15 protein-coding genes are annotated in these 16,229 nt (G+C 53.4%); 6 read left to right on the forward strand and 9 right to left on the reverse strand.

Annotated features, from left to right (window positions below):
- The first annotated feature begins 4 nt into the window (after positions 1-4).
- Positions 5-2,452: a glycogen phosphorylase gene (glgP, locus tag ACT3RR_RS12700; protein ID WP_353503631.1), complete on the forward strand. Its 2,448-nt coding sequence runs from the start codon at positions 5-7 to the stop codon at positions 2,450-2,452.
- A 233-nt stretch (positions 2,453-2,685) separates the two neighbouring features.
- On the forward strand, positions 2,686-3,486 hold the full coding sequence (locus ACT3RR_RS12705; RefSeq protein WP_496200438.1) for an NYN domain-containing protein: 801 nt from the start codon (positions 2,686-2,688) through the stop codon (positions 3,484-3,486).
- A gap of 63 nt (positions 3,487-3,549) precedes the next feature.
- Here the strand turns inward: ACT3RR_RS12705 and glpD are convergent, their stop codons facing one another.
- The 5 genes from glpD to ACT3RR_RS12730 form a co-directional block, all read right to left on the reverse strand.
- Positions 3,550-5,061, reverse strand: a complete 1,512-nt coding sequence (gene glpD, locus ACT3RR_RS12710; protein ID WP_496200439.1) for a glycerol-3-phosphate dehydrogenase — start codon at positions 5,059-5,061, stop codon at positions 3,550-3,552.
- 275 nt (positions 5,062-5,336) lie between these two features.
- A complete protein-coding gene (locus ACT3RR_RS12715) occupies positions 5,337-6,095 on the reverse strand; it encodes a DeoR/GlpR family transcriptional regulator (RefSeq protein WP_034793903.1) in 759 nt (252 codons plus the stop codon).
- 9 nt (positions 6,096-6,104) lie between these two features.
- On the reverse strand, positions 6,105-6,941 hold the full coding sequence (glpG, locus tag ACT3RR_RS12720) for a rhomboid family intramembrane serine protease GlpG (protein ID WP_485903034.1): 837 nt from the start codon (positions 6,939-6,941) through the stop codon (positions 6,105-6,107).
- 192 nt (positions 6,942-7,133) lie between these two features.
- Entirely contained in the window at positions 7,134-7,760 is a 627-nt protein-coding gene (gene ycaC, locus ACT3RR_RS12725; RefSeq protein WP_496200440.1) for an isochorismate family cysteine hydrolase YcaC, read from the reverse strand.
- Between the two features lie 90 nt (positions 7,761-7,850).
- On the reverse strand, positions 7,851-8,720 hold the full coding sequence (locus ACT3RR_RS12730; RefSeq protein ID WP_496200487.1) for a pirin family protein: 870 nt from the start codon (positions 8,718-8,720) through the stop codon (positions 7,851-7,853).
- 137 nt (positions 8,721-8,857) lie between these two features.
- Here ACT3RR_RS12730 and ACT3RR_RS12735 point away from each other — a divergent pair, with 137 nt between their 5' ends.
- On the forward strand, positions 8,858-9,763 hold the full coding sequence (locus ACT3RR_RS12735; RefSeq protein WP_485903036.1) for a LysR family transcriptional regulator: 906 nt from the start codon (positions 8,858-8,860) through the stop codon (positions 9,761-9,763).
- 6 nt (positions 9,764-9,769) lie between these two features.
- On the opposite strand, the gene ACT3RR_RS12740 is transcribed toward ACT3RR_RS12735, so the two are convergent.
- The 4 genes from ACT3RR_RS12740 to ulaG all read right to left on the reverse strand — a co-directional run bounded on the left by ACT3RR_RS12740 (position 9,770) and on the right by ulaG (position 13,540).
- Positions 9,770-10,960, reverse strand: coding sequence for a trans-sulfuration enzyme family protein (locus tag ACT3RR_RS12740; protein WP_353503625.1), 1,191 nt, complete (start codon positions 10,958-10,960; stop codon positions 9,770-9,772).
- A gap of 223 nt (positions 10,961-11,183) precedes the next feature.
- The gene (glpE, locus tag ACT3RR_RS12745; RefSeq protein ID WP_034793888.1) at positions 11,184-11,504 is read right to left on the reverse strand and encodes a thiosulfate sulfurtransferase GlpE; all 321 of its coding nucleotides are present in this window, start codon (positions 11,502-11,504) and stop codon (positions 11,184-11,186) included.
- Positions 11,505-11,588: 84 nt separating this feature from the next.
- Entirely contained in the window at positions 11,589-12,344 is a 756-nt protein-coding gene (ulaR, locus tag ACT3RR_RS12750; RefSeq protein ID WP_353503624.1) for an HTH-type transcriptional regulator UlaR, read from the reverse strand.
- Positions 12,345-12,475: 131 nt separating this feature from the next.
- Positions 12,476-13,540, reverse strand: coding sequence for an L-ascorbate 6-phosphate lactonase (ulaG, locus tag ACT3RR_RS12755; RefSeq protein ID WP_353503623.1), 1,065 nt, complete (start codon positions 13,538-13,540; stop codon positions 12,476-12,478).
- Between the two features lie 418 nt (positions 13,541-13,958).
- On the opposite strand from ulaG, the gene ulaA reads away from it, so the two are divergent.
- From ulaA to ulaC, 3 genes are read left to right on the forward strand one after another with little or no spacing between them, the layout of a single operon-like run.
- The gene (gene ulaA, locus ACT3RR_RS12760; RefSeq protein WP_496200441.1) at positions 13,959-15,362 is read left to right on the forward strand and encodes a PTS ascorbate transporter subunit IIC; all 1,404 of its coding nucleotides are present in this window, start codon (positions 13,959-13,961) and stop codon (positions 15,360-15,362) included.
- A 47-nt stretch (positions 15,363-15,409) separates the two neighbouring features.
- The gene (gene ulaB, locus ACT3RR_RS12765) at positions 15,410-15,718 is read left to right on the forward strand and encodes a PTS ascorbate transporter subunit IIB (RefSeq protein WP_034793878.1); all 309 of its coding nucleotides are present in this window, start codon (positions 15,410-15,412) and stop codon (positions 15,716-15,718) included.
- 10 nt (positions 15,719-15,728) lie between these two features.
- Positions 15,729-16,217, forward strand: a complete 489-nt coding sequence (ulaC, locus tag ACT3RR_RS12770; RefSeq protein WP_034793876.1) for a PTS ascorbate transporter subunit IIA — start codon at positions 15,729-15,731, stop codon at positions 16,215-16,217.
- Positions 16,218-16,229: the final 12 nt, after the last annotated feature.

The following is a 16,229-nucleotide window of genomic DNA, read 5'->3' on the forward strand; positions in this document are numbered from 1 at the left end:
CGCTATGACCTCACCGTTTAATTACACATCGCCTACTGTCAGTGTTGAAGCGCTGAAACACTCTATTGCCTATAAGTTGATGTTTATCATCGGCAAAGATCCGTCTATCGCTACCCAGCACGACTGGCTGAACGCCACGCTGTTTGCCGTGCGCGACCGTATGGTGGAGCGCTGGCTGCGATCCAACCGCGCGCAAACGTCGCAGGATGTGCGTCAGGTTTATTATCTGTCGATGGAGTTTTTGATTGGCCGCACCTTGTCTAACGCGCTGCTGTCGATGGGCATCTACGATGACATCAAGCAGGCGCTGGATGAAATGGGCTTTGACCTTGAGGAGCTGATCGGCGAAGAGAATGACCCCGGCTTGGGCAATGGCGGGTTGGGGCGTTTGGCGGCCTGTTTCCTTGATTCACTGGCGACGCTGGCGCTGCCGGGCCGTGGCTACGGCATTCGCTATGAATACGGCATGTTCGCGCAAAATATCATTAATGGTCAGCAGATGGAGTCCCCAGACTATTGGCTGGAGTACGGCAACCCGTGGGAATTCCAGCGCCACAGCACCCGCTACAAGGTGCGTTTCGGCGGGCGTTTGCAGCATGAAGGCAGCAAAACCCGCTGGCTAGAAACCGAAGAAGTTATTGCGCTGGCTTATGATCAGGTTATTCCCGGCTTCGACACCGACGCCACCAACACGCTGCGCCTGTGGGGTGCGCAGGCCAGTAACGAAATCAACCTCGGCAAATTCAATCAGGGCGACTACTTTGCGGCGGTGGAAGATAAAAACCACTCGGAAAACGTGTCGCGGGTGCTCTACCCGGATGACTCCACCTACTCGGGCCGCGAGCTGCGCCTGCGCCAAGAGTACTTTTTGGTGTCGGCTACCGTGCAGGACATCCTCAACCGCCACTACGTCACGCACCACACTTACGAGAATCTGGCGGACAAAATCGCCATCCACCTCAATGATACTCACCCGGTGCTCTCCATCCCTGAGCTAATGCGTCTGCTGATTGACGAGCATAAATTCACGTGGGAGCAGGCGTGGGGGACAGTGACGCAGGTCTTCTCCTACACCAACCACACCCTAATGAGCGAAGCGTTGGAAACCTGGCCGGTGGATATGATTGGCAAAATCCTGCCGCGCCATCTGGAAATTATCTTCCAGATTAACGACCACTTCCTCAAAGAGGTGGCGGTGAAAGTGCCGGATGACAGCGGCATTCTCTCCCGCGTGTCGATTATTGATGAAGGCAACGGCCGCCGTGTACGCATGGCGTGGCTGGCGGTGATTGCCAGCCATAAAGTGAACGGCGTGTCGGCGCTGCACTCGGAGTTGATGGTGCAGTCGCTGTTTGTCGACTTCGCCCACATCTATCCAGACCGTTTCTGCAATAAAACCAATGGCGTGACCCCGCGCCGCTGGCTGGGGCTGGCCAACAAGCCGCTGTCGAAAGTGCTGGATGACGCCATCGGCCATAACTGGCGTACGGACCTCAGCCAGCTGGAAGAGCTGAAACAGAATATCGACTACCCAAGCTTCCTCGAGGCGCTGCGCAAGGCCAAGCTGGAGAACAAAAAGCGGCTGGCGCTGTATATCGCTCAGAAGCTCGACGTGGTGGTGGACCCGAAAAGCCTGTTCGACGTGCAGATTAAGCGCATTCACGAGTACAAACGCCAGCTGATGAACGTGCTGCACGTCATCACCCGTTATAACCGGATTATCGAAGATCCCGATGCTGGCTGGGTGCCGCGCACGGTGATTTTTGCCGGGAAAGCGGCCTCTGCGTACTACGCGGCCAAGCAAATTATTCGCCTGATCAATGACGTAGCCGCGGTGATCAATGAAGATCCCCGCGTGCGCGACAAACTCAAAGTAGTGTTCATTCCGAACTACAGCGTGAGTTTGGCACAGATCATCATTCCGGCGGCGGATCTCTCTGAACAGATCTCGCTGGCGGGCACCGAGGCGTCCGGCACCAGTAATATGAAGTTTGCGCTCAACGGCGCGCTAACCATCGGCACGCTGGATGGCGCCAATGTCGAAATGCTGGAGCACGTCGGCGAAGAGAATATCTTTATCTTCGGCAACACTACCCCGCAGGTCGAGCAGCTGCGCCGCGACGGCTACAACCCGCACAGCTACTATGAGCAGGACGCTGAGTTGCATCAGGTGCTAACTCAGATTGCCACCGGCGTCTTCAGCCCTAATGAGCCAAAACGCTACAGCAATCTGTTCGACACGCTGGTTAACCTTGGCGACCATTATCAGGTATTGGCGGACTATCGCAGCTATGTCGATACCCAAGATAAAGTGGATGAACTCTACAAACAGCCCGAGGAGTGGACCCGCCGTACTCTGCTGAACATCGCCAACATGGGCTATTTTTCCTCCGACCGCACCATCCAAGAATACGCGGATGAGATCTGGAACATTAAGCCGATTAAGTTGTGATGAGGTAATTGGTAATTATCGGAACAACTTAGCTGGATGAATAAAAGGCACATGAAAATGTGTCTTTTATTATTTCGAGGCTTATCTAAAAGCCATTAAATTAAGATTAAATTGTATTGACGGCCTCTGAATAAAAGCTTAATTTTCACACAGCAGCCCAGCACTGTTCGTAGATAATAGTTAGGATCTACTCAACGGTTCTGGGCTTTTTCATATCAAAGGAACTGATAAGAATGAAAAAAACGGCAGTTATGATCGACGGCGGGTATTTTATTCGCCGCATAGATTATTTTTTGAGAAAGCATTTTTCTGGAATGACAATCGATGCGGCACAGCTAGTAAAAATCATTTGGCGTATCGTTAGATTTCACTTGGACTCCCCACACGGCAGACATGCCGAGCTAGAGCCTCTCGCGCTTTATCGTATCTATTATTATGACTGCCCACCTCTTGATAAGCAGATTAAATTTCCACTTCCTCTTGAAGGCCATAAAACACCTTCTACGAAAAACTTTAAAGCCCATGCTCCAAATGTTTTACGCAATGAATTACATGAAGAATTAAGGCGTAATCGCAAAACTGCTTTAAGAATGGGAGTGTTATCTACAACGGGCCAGTGGCAGGTAAAAGAAAGAAGGTTGAAGCAACTTATCAATAATGAAGTAAGTTGGAATGAACTCACCAACGATGATTTCTATTATGAATATAAGCAAAAAGCCGTCGATATAAAGTTAGGGATGGATATCACTATTTTGGCCCATGAAAAACTGGTGGATGTCATTATCCTGCTTGCAGGAGATGCTGATTTTGTTCCTGCTGCAAAGCATGCTCGAATCAAAGGCGTGGATTTTATTCTTGATCCAATGCATCAGAAGGTATCTGCATCATTATCGGAACATGTTGATGGTGTTCAGTCTAGCAACATCGTTGTCGCTATTGCGGATATCTGTAAGATTCAACCAACCCATAAACCCGAATGGTGGGAAGCACATGTTGATCGTAGAAGAGAGAAACGTAGCCAGCGGGCGAGTTAGCTGTTGTCTCAGAGATAAAAAAGGCATCCATCTGGATGCCTTTTTGCTTGCTAGCCCCAGTGATTAGGAGGCAAGCGAGATGTCTTTCTTCTGCTGCTTATTGGCTGCCAGCCACTCGGCGACGCGCGCCTGTTGGGCTTTGTCCAGCCACATGCCGAGCTTGGTACGGCGCCAGATGGCGTCGTCGAGTTCGCAAACCCACTCTTTCTCAACCAGATAGCGCAGCTCGGCTTCGTACAGACCGTGACCGAAATCTTCGCCCAGTGATTCAAGGCTGGTAGCGTCGGCGATAAACAACTCGGTCTGGCTGCCGTAAGTGTGGGTATAGCGGCGGGCCAGTGACTCAGGCAACCATTTGAAACGGTTACGCAAATTGGCGGCGTAAGTTTCACGGTCACCGCCGAGTTTACCACCCGGCAGCACGGCGTTTTTGGTCCACGCCGGGCCTGCTTTCGAATAGTATTTACCCAGTTTCTCCATCGCGTGCTCAGCCAGCTTACGGTAAGTGGTGAGTTTGCCGCCGAACACCGACAGCAGCGGCGCTTTGCCGTTTTGGTCATGAACGTCCAACGTGTAATCACGAGTCACGGCCTGTGGAGAATCTGATTCGTCGTCGCACAGCGGGCGAACGCCGGAGTAGCTCCAGACGATATCTTCGGTGGTCAGCTGTTTCTTAAAGTGGTCGTTATACACTTTCAGCAGATAGCTGGTCTCTTTCTCGTCGATCTGCACGTCTTTCGGATCGCCGTGGTACTCCACGTCGGTGGTGCCGATGATCGAGAACTCGTCCAGCCATGGAATAACGAACACAATACGGTGGTCTTCGTTTTGCAGAATATAGGCCTGCGGCTGATTGTGCGCACGTGGCACCACGATATGGCTACCTTTGATCAGGCGGATGCCGTATGGCGATTTCAGTTTCAGGCCGTCGTCGAAGAAGTGTTTCACCCAAGGGCCAGTCGCGTTGACCAGACCTTTGGCGCGCCAGGTGAAGGTTTTGCCGGTATCGACTTCTTCGGCTTCCACCATCCACATGCCGTCTTCGCGCCATGCGCGAGTAACTCGGGTGCGAGTACGAACTTCGCCGCCGCGTTCTTCCACTTCCTGAGCGTTAAGTACGACTAAACGCGCATCATCAACCCAGCAGTCAGAGTATTCGAAACCTTTGGTTAGCTCCGGCTTGAGCACGGAATCCGCGCCAAACTTCAGCCCTTTACTGGACGGCAGGCTGGTACGTTTGCCCAAATGGTCGTACATAAACAGGCCGATGCGGATCATCCAGGCCGGGCGCAGGTGAGGCTGGTGTGGCAGGCGGAAGCGCATTGGGAAGGCAATGTGTGGCGCAAGGCGCAGCAGCACTTCGCGCTCGGCCAGTGCTTCACTGACCAGGCGGAATTCATAATGTTCGAGGTAGCGCAGGCCACCGTGAATCAGTTTTGAGCTAGCTGAAGAGGTTGCGCAGGCCAAGTCTTGCGCTTCCAGCAGCAGAACGGACAGCCCGCGGCCAGCCGCATCCGTAGCGATGCCAGTACCATTGATACCGCCACCGATTACGATCAAGTCTTTGGTTTCCACGTCATCTTCCTCCAGATGTTCGTAATAGCTCTTTTATGTTCGTTTTCGCTCATGATTGTAATCGAGAAACAGCAAACAAGCCAAGCGTTAACCAAATAAAAACATTTAGGCGTGATGCAGGTAACATAATTTTGGCGATTTGGCGCAATCAGATTAAAGAATAGACAAAGATGGCAGGAATTCGCGCGGTGCTTTTCGTAATTGCTCGTTTAAGACGATAAAGAAGGGGGAACGGGGAGCCGGACGCGCAGGGCGCACGTCCGGATAGGGCGGATTTAGCAGAGTTCGAGCTGGACGTCGTACTTCTCAATCAGCTTCATCACGCTTTCTGGCGGCTTCTGATCGGTAAACATATAGTCAATCAGACTCATGTTGCCGAGGTTTACCATGGCGTTACGGCCAAATTTCGAGTGGTCGGTCACTAGCATTACGCAGCGCGAATTCTCAATGATGGCGCGCTTGGTGCGCACTTCGTGATAGTCGAACTCCAGCAGTGAGCCATCCATGTCGATGCCGCTGATGCCCAAAATGCCGTAGTCGAGACGAAACTGGGAGATAAAGTCCAGCGTCGCTTCGCCCATAATGCCGCCATCGCGGGTGCGCACTTCGCCACCGGCGAGGATCAAACGAAAATCCTCTTTGGCGGTGAGCAGGGTGGCAACGTTGAGGTTGTTGGTCACTACGCGCAGGTTTTTGTGATTCAACAGCGCGTGGGCCACGGCTTCCGGCGTGGTGCCGATATCAATAAACAGCGTCGCGCCGTCGGGGATTTGCGCCGCGACGCGCTGGGCGATGCGCGCTTTCTCTTCCGACCACATAATTTTACGGTCGTGATAGGCGGCATTCACCGAGCTGGAAGGCAGGGCAGCACCGCCGTGGTGGCGATGAATTTTGTTCTGCTCGGCGAGGTCATTCAGGTCGCGGCGGATGGTCTGCGGGCTGACGGCAAAGTGCTCAACCAGCTCTTCCGTACTCACATAACCCTGCTGGCGCACCAGTTCAATAATGGCATCATGGCGTTGTGTCTGTTTCACCGAAATCCCCTAATTCTGTTTTTTATGTGACGTACGGGTGTCAACAAAGGCCATGAGCAGGCCAAGCACCAGACCGAAAACGTGCGCGGCATTGGCGATAGCCAGCCCCATCACGTTGAAATAGCCCAGCACCAACCAGGCAATGGAAAATACCATTAGTCCGCGTGGCAGAGAAATACCGCGTTCCGGTTTTAACTCGCCGGTCAGCCAGACATACCCCATCAGGGCATATACTACGCCGGATAAGCCGCCAAACCAGATCCCGCTGAAAAGTGACTGTCCCCAGCCGCTGACCAGTGCCGAAACCAGGGTAATAGTGAACAGTTTGCCAGTGCCCAGACGCTTTTCCACTGGGCCGCCGAGGTACCACCACCACAGTAGATTAAACAGAATATGCAGCAGGGAGAAGTGCAGCAGCGCCGGGCTGAACCAGCGCCAAATCTCGAGATATTGGCTGCTGTCCATCGGCCATGCCAGCGTGCGCATGACATTTTCGTCGCCATAAATCTGTTGCAGAATATAGACCGCGATGCACAAGAACATCATCACCATGGTCAGCGGGCCTGCCTGACTGCGAATGCGCTGCCAGTAGGAGTAATGCTGATAGCTGAGGTTAGCGCCGGTGTTGCCGGTCTGCCAGCTGGCCGCCTGATAGCGCGGATGCAGCGGGTCTTCTAGAAAGAGGGCTAATTGCTGCTCGACTTCCGGTAGCCGGGCTTCATCTTCCAGCCAGATCTGCACTTCCTGACTTTCATTTTTGACCTGCAGTTTTATCCCTTGAGTTGCCATGTAATCGACAAAGGCCAGCGCCAGGCGGGGGTTGTTCAGGCTGAGAATGCGCACCATATTATTCAGCTGGTCCTGTAGTAGTTTGATTTTTAAAAGACATTTGTAGGGTAAACCTTTTCTGCCAGCGTTTAGAGAGTCGATTATAACGTCAGCGGACAAGGTTGTTGTCGAAAAATCAAATTATGCAGGAGGGATAACAGAGTGAAGAAAATTCCCGCGTCCCTGCGGGAGAGTTGTTGCGCCTTGAAATCAGCTGTTTTGCGTCAGTTTGCTGTAGCTGGTCATCAGGTTGCGATAATCAGGAATGTGGCTGGAGAACAGCGCGCCCAGCCCTTCCACATCGTTACGCCAGTCGCGGTGTAGCTCACAGGCCACGCCGAACCAGGTCATCAGCTGTGCGCCCGCATTGGACATGCGATCCCATGCCGAATGGCGAGTCATTTCATTGAAAGTGCCGGAAGCATCGGTGACCACGAAGACCTCGAAGCCTTCCTCAATGGCGGACAGCGCCGGGAAGGCCACGCACACTTCGGTGACTACGCCGGCGATCAGCAGCTGTTTCTTGCCCGTGGCTTTGATGGCTTTGACGAAATCTTCGTTATCCCACGCATTAATCTGCCCAGGGCGTGCGATATAGGGCGCATCTGGGAACTGGCTTTTCAGCTCAGGCACCAGCGGGCCGTTTGGACCCTCTTCAAAACTGGTGGTTAAGATGGTCGGCAGCTTGAAGTAGCTGGCGATATCGGCCAAGGCCAGCACGTTATTTTTGAATTTATCCGGGTCGATATCGCGCACCAGAGAGAGCAGGCCGGTTTGGTGATCGACTAACAGCACGGCGACATCATCTTTGTTCAAACGTTTGTAAGCTACGGTCATGGGGTACTCCTTTGAGGTAAAAATGCCCGAGGGCGTTAAGCCAACCTGAGACGTGGCGCCAGCATTCTGCTGCCAGCGCCCGTCATCGGGTTAGGAATGCATCTGACCAAATCGGCCACTGTTGAAATCGTCGATAGCCTCTCTGATCTCTTCCTGCGTGTTCATGACGAAGGGTCCGTGGCCCACGATTGGCTCATCAATAGGCTCGCCGCTGAGCAACAAGAACACCGCGTCGGTATTGGCTTCCAGCTCAATGCTGCTGCCCTGCGGGTCGAACTGCACCAACTGCGCTTCGCGTACCACGTCATTGCCGTTGATGAGCAAGGTGCCGTGCAGCATCACCAGCATCAGGGTTCTGCCTGCTGCAACGTCGAAACGCGCCTTACCGTTTTGCGTCATGCGCACGTCCCATACGTCCAGCGGCGAAAAGGTATGCGCCGGGCCGCGTTGGCCGTCGAATTCCCCGGCAATCACCCGCAGATACCCGGCGTTATCCGGCAAATTAACCGCCGGAATGTGTTTGTCGGTCAGCGTCTGGTAGCCGGGCTGGGTCATTTTGTCTTTGGCGGGCAAATTGACCCACAGCTGCACCATTTCCAGCCCACCGCCCTGGCGGGAGAAGGCCTCGGAATGGAACTCTTCGTGCAAAATGCCCGAACCGGCGGTCATCCACTGTACGTCGCCAGGGCCGATAACGCCGCCCGCGCCGGTGGAGTCGCGATGTTGCACTTCACCTTGATAGACGATGGTGACCGTCTCAAAGCCACGGTGCGGGTGCTGCCCGACGCCGCGCGGCTGGCCATCGTTTGGGGTGAACTGCGCCGGACCCGCGTAGTCGAGCAGCAGGAACGGACTGACATGCTTGCCGTGGCTGCCATAACTGAACATCGAACGGACCGGGAAGCCATCGCCAACCCAGTGCTGGCGCGGTGCGCTATACGTGCCGAGGATTTTCTTCATCATCATCTCCAGTCAAAAAAGGGGGCCAAAACGACGTTGCCTTGGCTGATGGAAAGATGATAGATCTGCAACGATTGGTCCGGTAGATGCTAAAATTGTCCGCAGTGTTCTATTAATAGAACGATATGGAGAGCGCGATGCGCGATTTGAACGATCTCTATTATTTTGTCGAAGTGGTGAATCATCGCGGCTTCTCGCCAGCCGGGCGCGCCTTGGGCATGCCGAAATCCAAGCTGAGCCGACGCATTGCGCTGCTTGAGGAGAGGCTGGGGACGCGGCTTATTCAGCGTTCCACCCGGCGTTTTACCGTCACCGAGGTGGGGCAGGTTTACTATCAGCATTGCCGCGCAATGCTGATTGAGGCCGAGGCGGCGGACGAAGCTATTGCTCTGCGCTACGCCGAGCCGCGTGGCGTGGTGCGAGTGACCTGCCCGGTGGCGCTGCTGGATTCGCGGGTGGGTGAGATGCTGGCCGAGTTTATGGTGCAGTACCCGCTGGTGGATGTGCATCTGGAAGCCACCAATCGGCGTGTTGATGTGGTAGGAGAGGGCATTGACGTGGCGATCCGCGTTCGGCCGCCGCCGCTGGAAGACAGTGAGCTGGTGATGCGCGTATTGGCGGACCGTGCGCAGTGCTTAGTGGCCAGCCCCAAGCTATTGGAAAAACAGGGATTACCCTTGACTCCCGCTGATCTTATCGGTTGGCCAAGCTTGGATTTGGGCGTGCCGCAAAACGACCACGTTTGGACGTTGAATGGGCCGGACGGCGAGCAGGCGGCGATTCGCCATCAGCCGCGTTTAGTGACGCGCAGTATGCCTGCATTGCGGGCTGCGGCGGTGGCTGGCGTAGGGATTGTGCAGTTGCCGACCATGATGCTGACGGAGCAGATTGCCCGAGGGGAGCTGATACAGGTGCTGCAGGGTTGGCAGCCGCGACGCGAAATTATTCATGCGGTTTTCGCGTCACGACGAGGACTTTTGCCTTCCGTCAGGGCACTGCTCGACCTGCTGGCCGAGCGTTTTTCGAACCTGAAAGAAGACTAAAGCCTGTTACAGACCTTCGAGCGCCTGCTCAAGGTCTGCCACCAGATCTTCCACATCTTCGATGCCAATACTGATGCGCACCAAGCCGTCAGTGATGCCGCTCAGACGGCGGACTTCTGGCGAAACCGCGCTGTGCGTAGTGGTTGCCGGGTGACATGCCAGAGAGTCGGTATCGCCGACGGAAACGGCCTGAGTGATCAGCGTCAGCTTGTCGAGGAAGGTGCGCGCTGCTTCACGGCCGCCGCGCAGTTCAATTGCCATGATGCCGCCGAACAGTTTCATCTGACGCGCTGCAATCTCATGGCCCGGATGGCTTTTCAGCCCCGGATAGAACACCTGCGACACCGCCGGATGCGCATGCAGTACTTCGGCAATATGCGCCGCGCCGACGGAGCTGGCTTCAACGCGCAGTGGCAGCGTTTTCAAACCACGGATCAATAAAGCGGCTTCGAACGGGCTTAAACAGCCGCCGAACTGCTTCAGACACAGCACGCGAATTGGGTCGATCAGCGCTTTGCTACCCACCACGATACCGCCGGTGGCGTCGCCGTGACCGCTGATATATTTGGTGGCGGAGTGCAGGGAGATGTCGATCCCCATATCTAACGGACGGGTCAGGTAAGGGGTGGCGAAGGTGTTATCCACCACGCTGACAGCACCAGCCTGCTTGGCGATACGGGCAATTTCTGCAATATCGGCAATACCCAAAACGGGGTTGGCTGGGGTTTCCACAAACACCATTTTGGTCTGCGGCGTCAGGGCGGCTTGCAGATCTTTGGTGTCCGCCACGTAAATCGGTTTGATGCCGTAGCGCGGCAGCAGGTTGCGGATCACACCCTCGGTGCCGCCATACAGCGTACCCACGTGGATGATCTCATCGCCCGGCGACAGCAGGGCAAACAGCACGGCGCTGATGGCCGCCATGCCGCTGGCACAGGCCACGGCACTTTCGCCGCCTTCCAGCGCCGCCATTTTCTGCTCAACAACCGCCACGGTTGGGTTTGCGAAACGGCTATAGGAGTAGCCCGGCTCTTCGCCGCTGAAGCGACGCGCGCCGCTGTCAAAGTCATCGTAAGAGAAAGATGAGGTCGCGGTGATTGGCGTAGTGATCGCGCCAGTTAAAGGGTCAGGCTGTTGACCCGCGTGCACGGCAAGCGTACGCATACCCAATTGGCGGGTGTTTTCCAGATGTTTCATCTTCATATCCTGTAAAAATCAGGGATAAATTATATCAATACTTATAAGCAGTAGCTGTTTTCGCTTAAGAACATTTGGCACTCAGGACCAAACCAAACGATATATCCCCAGCGCCACACGTGTTCGTTATATGTAGAGAAGCCGCCGCCATATTGGCAGCGACTTAAACTGGGGGAATATTTGGGGTGACCGGCGACTCAGCCGAATGGGGAAGCAGGGGAGATTAGGCTTCTACATCCTGAGGGAAGGTGTTTGACCAGGCTTCGAAACCGCCGTCGATGCTATAAACCGATTCAAAACCCTGAGTCAGCAGGTATTGCGCGGCGCCGCGGCTGCTAATGCCGTGATAGCACATCACCATCACTGGGGTTTTGGTGTCGGCGCGTTCCATAAACGCCAGCATGCTTTCATTGCTGAGGTGGAATGCCCCCGGAGCATGGGCCGCACCAAAGCTTTGCGGGTCGCGGATATCTACCATGACCGCGTCGCCCTGTTTCAGGCGGGTGTGCGCTTGTTCAACGCTGATCGATTCAAATTGTTCCATTCTGGCGAGCCTCAATAATCAGTTATCGGCATATTCTACCTAATTATTTGCTCACCAAGACCAGACAAACCACAGGGTTAAGACTTAAACCAGAATCACTCTCACGCCTTTTTGACGCAATTGTTCAAGGATTTCAACGTCCGCCTCCTTGCCGGTGATCAGCACATCGATTTGCTCGGTGCGGCTAAATAGCATTCCCGCGCGCTGGCCGACTTTGCTGCTATCAACCAGAACTGCCAGCTTGCCGACGTAATTGAGCATTTTCTGTTCGGCCATGGCGGTCAGCATGTCGGTTTTATACAGGCCGTCGGTGGTCAGGCCCGCGCCGCTGGTGAACATCCAGTGCCCGGCATACAGGCTCGCATCGCCATCTTGTGGCGCGAGGGTGATGGACTGACTCTTGTTGTACTGCCCACCCATGATGACCACGCTTTCGTGCTCTTGCTCAATCAGGTAGTTAGCCAGTGGCAGATAGTTGGTGATCACCTGAATATCTTTGCCACACATTTCGCGGCCCAGCAGAAATGCCGTCGAGCCACAGTTGATCACTACACTTTCACCCGGTTCGCAGAGCTGCGCTGCCGCCTGAGCGATGCGTTTTTTCTCATCGAGATTGTGAGTCTGGTGGATATTGAGCGGCGTCCAGTTCTCCCGTGGCGAACTGACGGCTTCGGCACCGTTGCGAACTTTGCGCAATTTCCCCAGCTCATTGAGTTTGGTGATATCACGGCGCGCGGTGGCCGGAGAAATATCGAAGCTGTCGATCACATCGGAGACAGAGATCTGGCCCTTACGTTGTAAGAGGTTAAGGATCGCGTTGTGACGTTGGGGTTCAGTCATGATTGCTCCGCAAGGGAAATGATTATTGCGTGATTATAATCGAGTGATTCAATCATTCATACACCCTTAGTTTTGTTACACCTCTTTGTTGGAAAAGGCAGGGAGGTCGCCCCTGCCTGTATCCAATATGATTAAAGGAATGATTTGAAAGGTAAATCTGTTTCAGAAGTGAAGCAGTCATCGAAGCCACGCGGGTAGTGGTATTCGAAATTATCTTTATCATTTGGATAAGTAAATTTGCCGCCAACCTGCCAAATAAATGGCTTAAAGTCATATTTCAGTCGGTCTTTTTTCATATTCCACAGCATGCGGATTTCTTGCGGGTCAGCCTGGAAGTTTGACCAAATATCATGGTGGAAGGGGATAACTACCTGAGTTTTAAGAGATTCTGCCATCCGCAAAATATCAACGCTGGTCATTTTATCCGTTACGCCACGCGGGTTTTCGCCATAAGAGCCGAGCGCTACGTCCACCTGATGCTCATTGCCATGTTTGGCGAAATAGTTGGAATAGTGGGAGTCGCCGCTATGGTACAGATTGCCGCCTGGCGTTTTGAACAGGTAGTTCACCGCGCGTTTGTCCATCATATCTGGCAACACGCCTTCGGCTTTTTGGTCTGCTGGCAGCGTGATTAGCACGGTGCGGTCGAAGGAGTCCAGCGCGTGGATTTCCACATCTTTGATTTTCACCACTTTGCCCGGGGTCATCACGATGCAGCGTTCAGCCGGTACGCCCCAGCTCATCCAGAGATCCACGCAGGTCTGTGGGCCGATAAACGGCACGTCTGATGAGCAATTCTGCATGACGGCGGCGGCGACGTTAACGTCAATGTGATCGTTATGATCGTGGGTAGAGAGCACGGCGTCGATCTCTCTAATAGCAAAGGGATCAAGCACAAATGGCGTGGTGCGCAGGTTCGGCTGGAGCTTTTTCACCCCCGCCATACGCTGCATCTGATGGCCGGTTTTCATCAGCGGGCTGCTGTGATTTTGCTTGCCCACGCCGCACCATAAATCGACGCAAATATTCGCCCCACCCTCTGATTTCAACCAGATCCCGGTACAGCCGAGCCACCACATCGCGAAGGTCCCCGGCGCGACGCGCTCTTGCTCAATCTCTTCATTAAGCCAGGTTCCCCACTCTGGGAAAGTATTCAGTATCCACGACTCGCGGGTAATGCTTTGAACTTTACTCATGGTTTGACCCTCTTCATGACACCAATGTGTCGATATTTTTAGTCTGAATGATTTTTGGTGATTACATATGATTGCTATGCGCAGAACTTAGCACCAATAAATCATCGATACAAGATGGGTTTTGAGAGTTTATCTGTTGGTCGAGCCAACCTTTGAGCTTGAAAGCCAAGAGTTAACTGACTGAGGTAATTGCTGGTTATTGTTATATCTTTATGAATTTAAAGCTTTAAATGTAATTTTTGTTTTATCGTGGATATTCTTGAAGCGGATATCTTGCGAGGAGTATCACAAATAATCATCTTCAATCTTTTAATGATTTATTGTGAGCGTTACTGTGCATCCGTCCTTACAGTATTTGTGACTATCGCTTTGCGTGATCTTCTCAAAGCGTGTCTCTCGAAGGTTAACGGAGAGTCTTATGGAATTCCTCTACACCGTATTCACCGTATTTTTTAATCAAGTCATGACCAATGCCCCGCTGCTGCTGGGTATTGTCACCATGCTGGGCTACATCCTGCTTAGGAAAAGCGTGAGTGTCGTCATCAAGGGCACCATCAAAACCATCATCGGTTTTATGTTGCTACAGGCCGGCTCGGGGATTTTGACCAGCACGTTCAAACCCGTGGTTGCCAAGCTTTCTGAAGTGTATGGCATTAATGGCGCCATTTCTGACACCTACGCCTCAATGATGGCAACGGTTGAAAGAATGGGTGAAGCCTACAGCTGGGTGGGCTATGCCGTACTAATCGCCCTGGCTCTCAACATTCTGTATGTCGTTTTCCGCCGTATTACGGGCATTCGCACCATCATGCTGACCGGCCACATCATGTTCCAGCAGGCCGGGCTTATCGCCGTGTTCTTCTTTGTGATGGGGTACCCGATGTGGACCACCATTTGGGCGACGGCGTTTCTGGTCTCGCTCTACTGGGGCATTACCTCCAACATGATGTACAAACCCACTCAGGCCGTGACGGAAAACAGCGGCTTCTCGATTGGGCACCAGCAGCAATTCGCCTCATGGATTGCTTATAAAATCGCCCCTTATCTGGGTAAAAAAGAAGACAGCGTCGAGAACCTCAAGCTGCCGGGCTGGTTGAATATCTTCCATGACAATATCGTCTCGACGGCCATCGTGATGACGATTTTCTTCGGCATCATCCTCTGCTCGTTTGGGCTTGATACCTTGCAACTGATGGCCGGTAAAACCCACTGGACTATCTATATCCTGCAAACGGGCCTGATGTTTGCGGTCGCTATTTTCATCATTATTCAGGGCGTGCGCATGTTCGTCGCTGAATTAACCGAAGCCTTTAACGGCATCTCCCAACGCTTAATTCCCGGTGCGGTTTTAGCTATCGACTGCGCGGCAATTTACAGCTTCGCGCCCAACGCCGTGGTTTGGGGCTTTATGTGGGGCACCATCGGGCAGCTGATCGCCGTGGGCATCCTGTTCGCGCTCGGCTCATCCATCATGATCATTCCTGGCTTTATCCCGATGTTCTTCTCCAATGCCACCATTGGCGTGTTTGCGAATCACTTTGGCGGCTGGCGCGCGGCGTTAAAAATCTGTCTGGTGATGGGCATGTTGGAGATCTTCGGCTGCGTCTGGGCAATCAAACTGACTGGCCTGAGTGCCTGGATGGGCATGGCCGACTGGTCAATTCTGGCACCGCCACTGATGCAGGGCTTCTTCAGTATCGGCATGGCCTTTATGGGCGTCATCGTGGTGGTCGCACTTCTTTATATGTTCTTCGCCGGTCGCACTCTGCGCGCCGAAGAAGATGCTGAAAAACAGGCACTTAATCAGCCTGCTTCTCACTAAGTTACACACTCTTATTCATCTATTTCACATTGACCGGAGATTTTCACATGACAGTACGAATTCTAGCGGTATGCGGTTGTGGGCAAGGCAGTTCAATGATCATGAAAATGAAAATTGGCCAGTTCCTCACTCAAGAGGGTGTTGACCACACCATGAACAGCTGCGCAGTGGGTGAGTACAAATCTGAACTGAGCGGGGCGGATATCATCGTGGCTTCAACCCACGTAGCTGATGAAATCACCGTGAGCGGCAACAAATACGTTGTCGGCGTGCGCAATATGCTTTCTGCGGCAGATTTTGGTCCGAAAGTGATGGAAGTGATTAACGCGCACTTCGCCAGCGATCTGAAGAAGTAAGGAGAGCGCCATGAAATTACGTGATTCTCTGGCTGAAAATGACTCGATTCGCCTGAACGCCGACGCTGAGACTTGGCAGGAGGCGGTGAAAATCGGGGTGGATATGCTGGTAGAGGCTGGCGTGGTTGAACCGCGCTACTACCAAGCCATTCTCGATGGCGTGGAGCGTTTCGGCCCTTATTTCGTGATTGCGCCCGGTCTGGCGATGCCGCACGGCCGCCCTGAAGAGGGCGTACTCAAAACCGGCTTTGCGCTGGTCACCTTGAAAACACCTCTGGTCTTCAACCATGAGGACAACGATCCGGTAGACATCCTGATCACCCTCGCGGCGGTGGATGCCAATGCCCATCAAGAAGTCGGCATTATGCAGGTGGTGAACCTGTTTGAAGACGAAGAGAACTTTGATCGCTTGCGTGCCTGCACCACGGCTCAACAAGTGCTGGATTTAATAGATAAAACCTCCGCAGCTTCTGAGGCTGCGTTGACTGACTCAATGTAAAGGGAACATACC

Source organism: Ewingella sp. AOP8-B2-18, assembly GCF_052376015.1.
Lineage (GTDB): Bacteria > Pseudomonadota > Gammaproteobacteria > Enterobacterales > Enterobacteriaceae > Ewingella > Ewingella allii.

Coding starts and splice junctions, on each gene's coding strand:
- ulaB (WP_034793878.1), top strand. CDS start 15,410: ATGACAGTACGAATTCTAGCGGTATGCGGTTGTGGGCAAGGCAGTTCA.
- glpE (WP_034793888.1), bottom strand. CDS start 11,504: ATGGAACAATTTGAATCGATCAGCGTTGAACAAGCGCACACCCGCCTG.
- ycaC (WP_496200440.1), bottom strand. CDS start 7,760: ATGACCGTAGCTTACAAACGTTTGAACAAAGATGATGTCGCCGTGCTG.
- ulaR (WP_353503624.1), bottom strand. CDS start 12,344: ATGACTGAACCCCAACGTCACAACGCGATCCTTAACCTCTTACAACGT.
- ACT3RR_RS12730 (WP_496200487.1), bottom strand. CDS start 8,720: ATGAAGAAAATCCTCGGCACGTATAGCGCACCGCGCCAGCACTGGGTT.
- ACT3RR_RS12740 (WP_353503625.1), bottom strand. CDS start 10,960: ATGAAACATCTGGAAAACACCCGCCAATTGGGTATGCGTACGCTTGCC.
- ulaG (WP_353503623.1), bottom strand. CDS start 13,540: ATGAGTAAAGTTCAAAGCATTACCCGCGAGTCGTGGATACTGAATACT.
- ACT3RR_RS12705 (WP_496200438.1), top strand. CDS start 2,686: ATGAAAAAAACGGCAGTTATGATCGACGGCGGGTATTTTATTCGCCGC.
- ulaC (WP_034793876.1), top strand. CDS start 15,729: ATGAAATTACGTGATTCTCTGGCTGAAAATGACTCGATTCGCCTGAAC.
- ulaA (WP_496200441.1), top strand. CDS start 13,959: ATGGAATTCCTCTACACCGTATTCACCGTATTTTTTAATCAAGTCATG.
- glgP (WP_353503631.1), top strand. CDS start 5: ATGACCTCACCGTTTAATTACACATCGCCTACTGTCAGTGTTGAAGCG.
- glpG (WP_485903034.1), bottom strand. CDS start 6,941: ATGGTGCGCATTCTCAGCCTGAACAACCCCCGCCTGGCGCTGGCCTTT.
- ACT3RR_RS12735 (WP_485903036.1), top strand. CDS start 8,858: ATGCGCGATTTGAACGATCTCTATTATTTTGTCGAAGTGGTGAATCAT.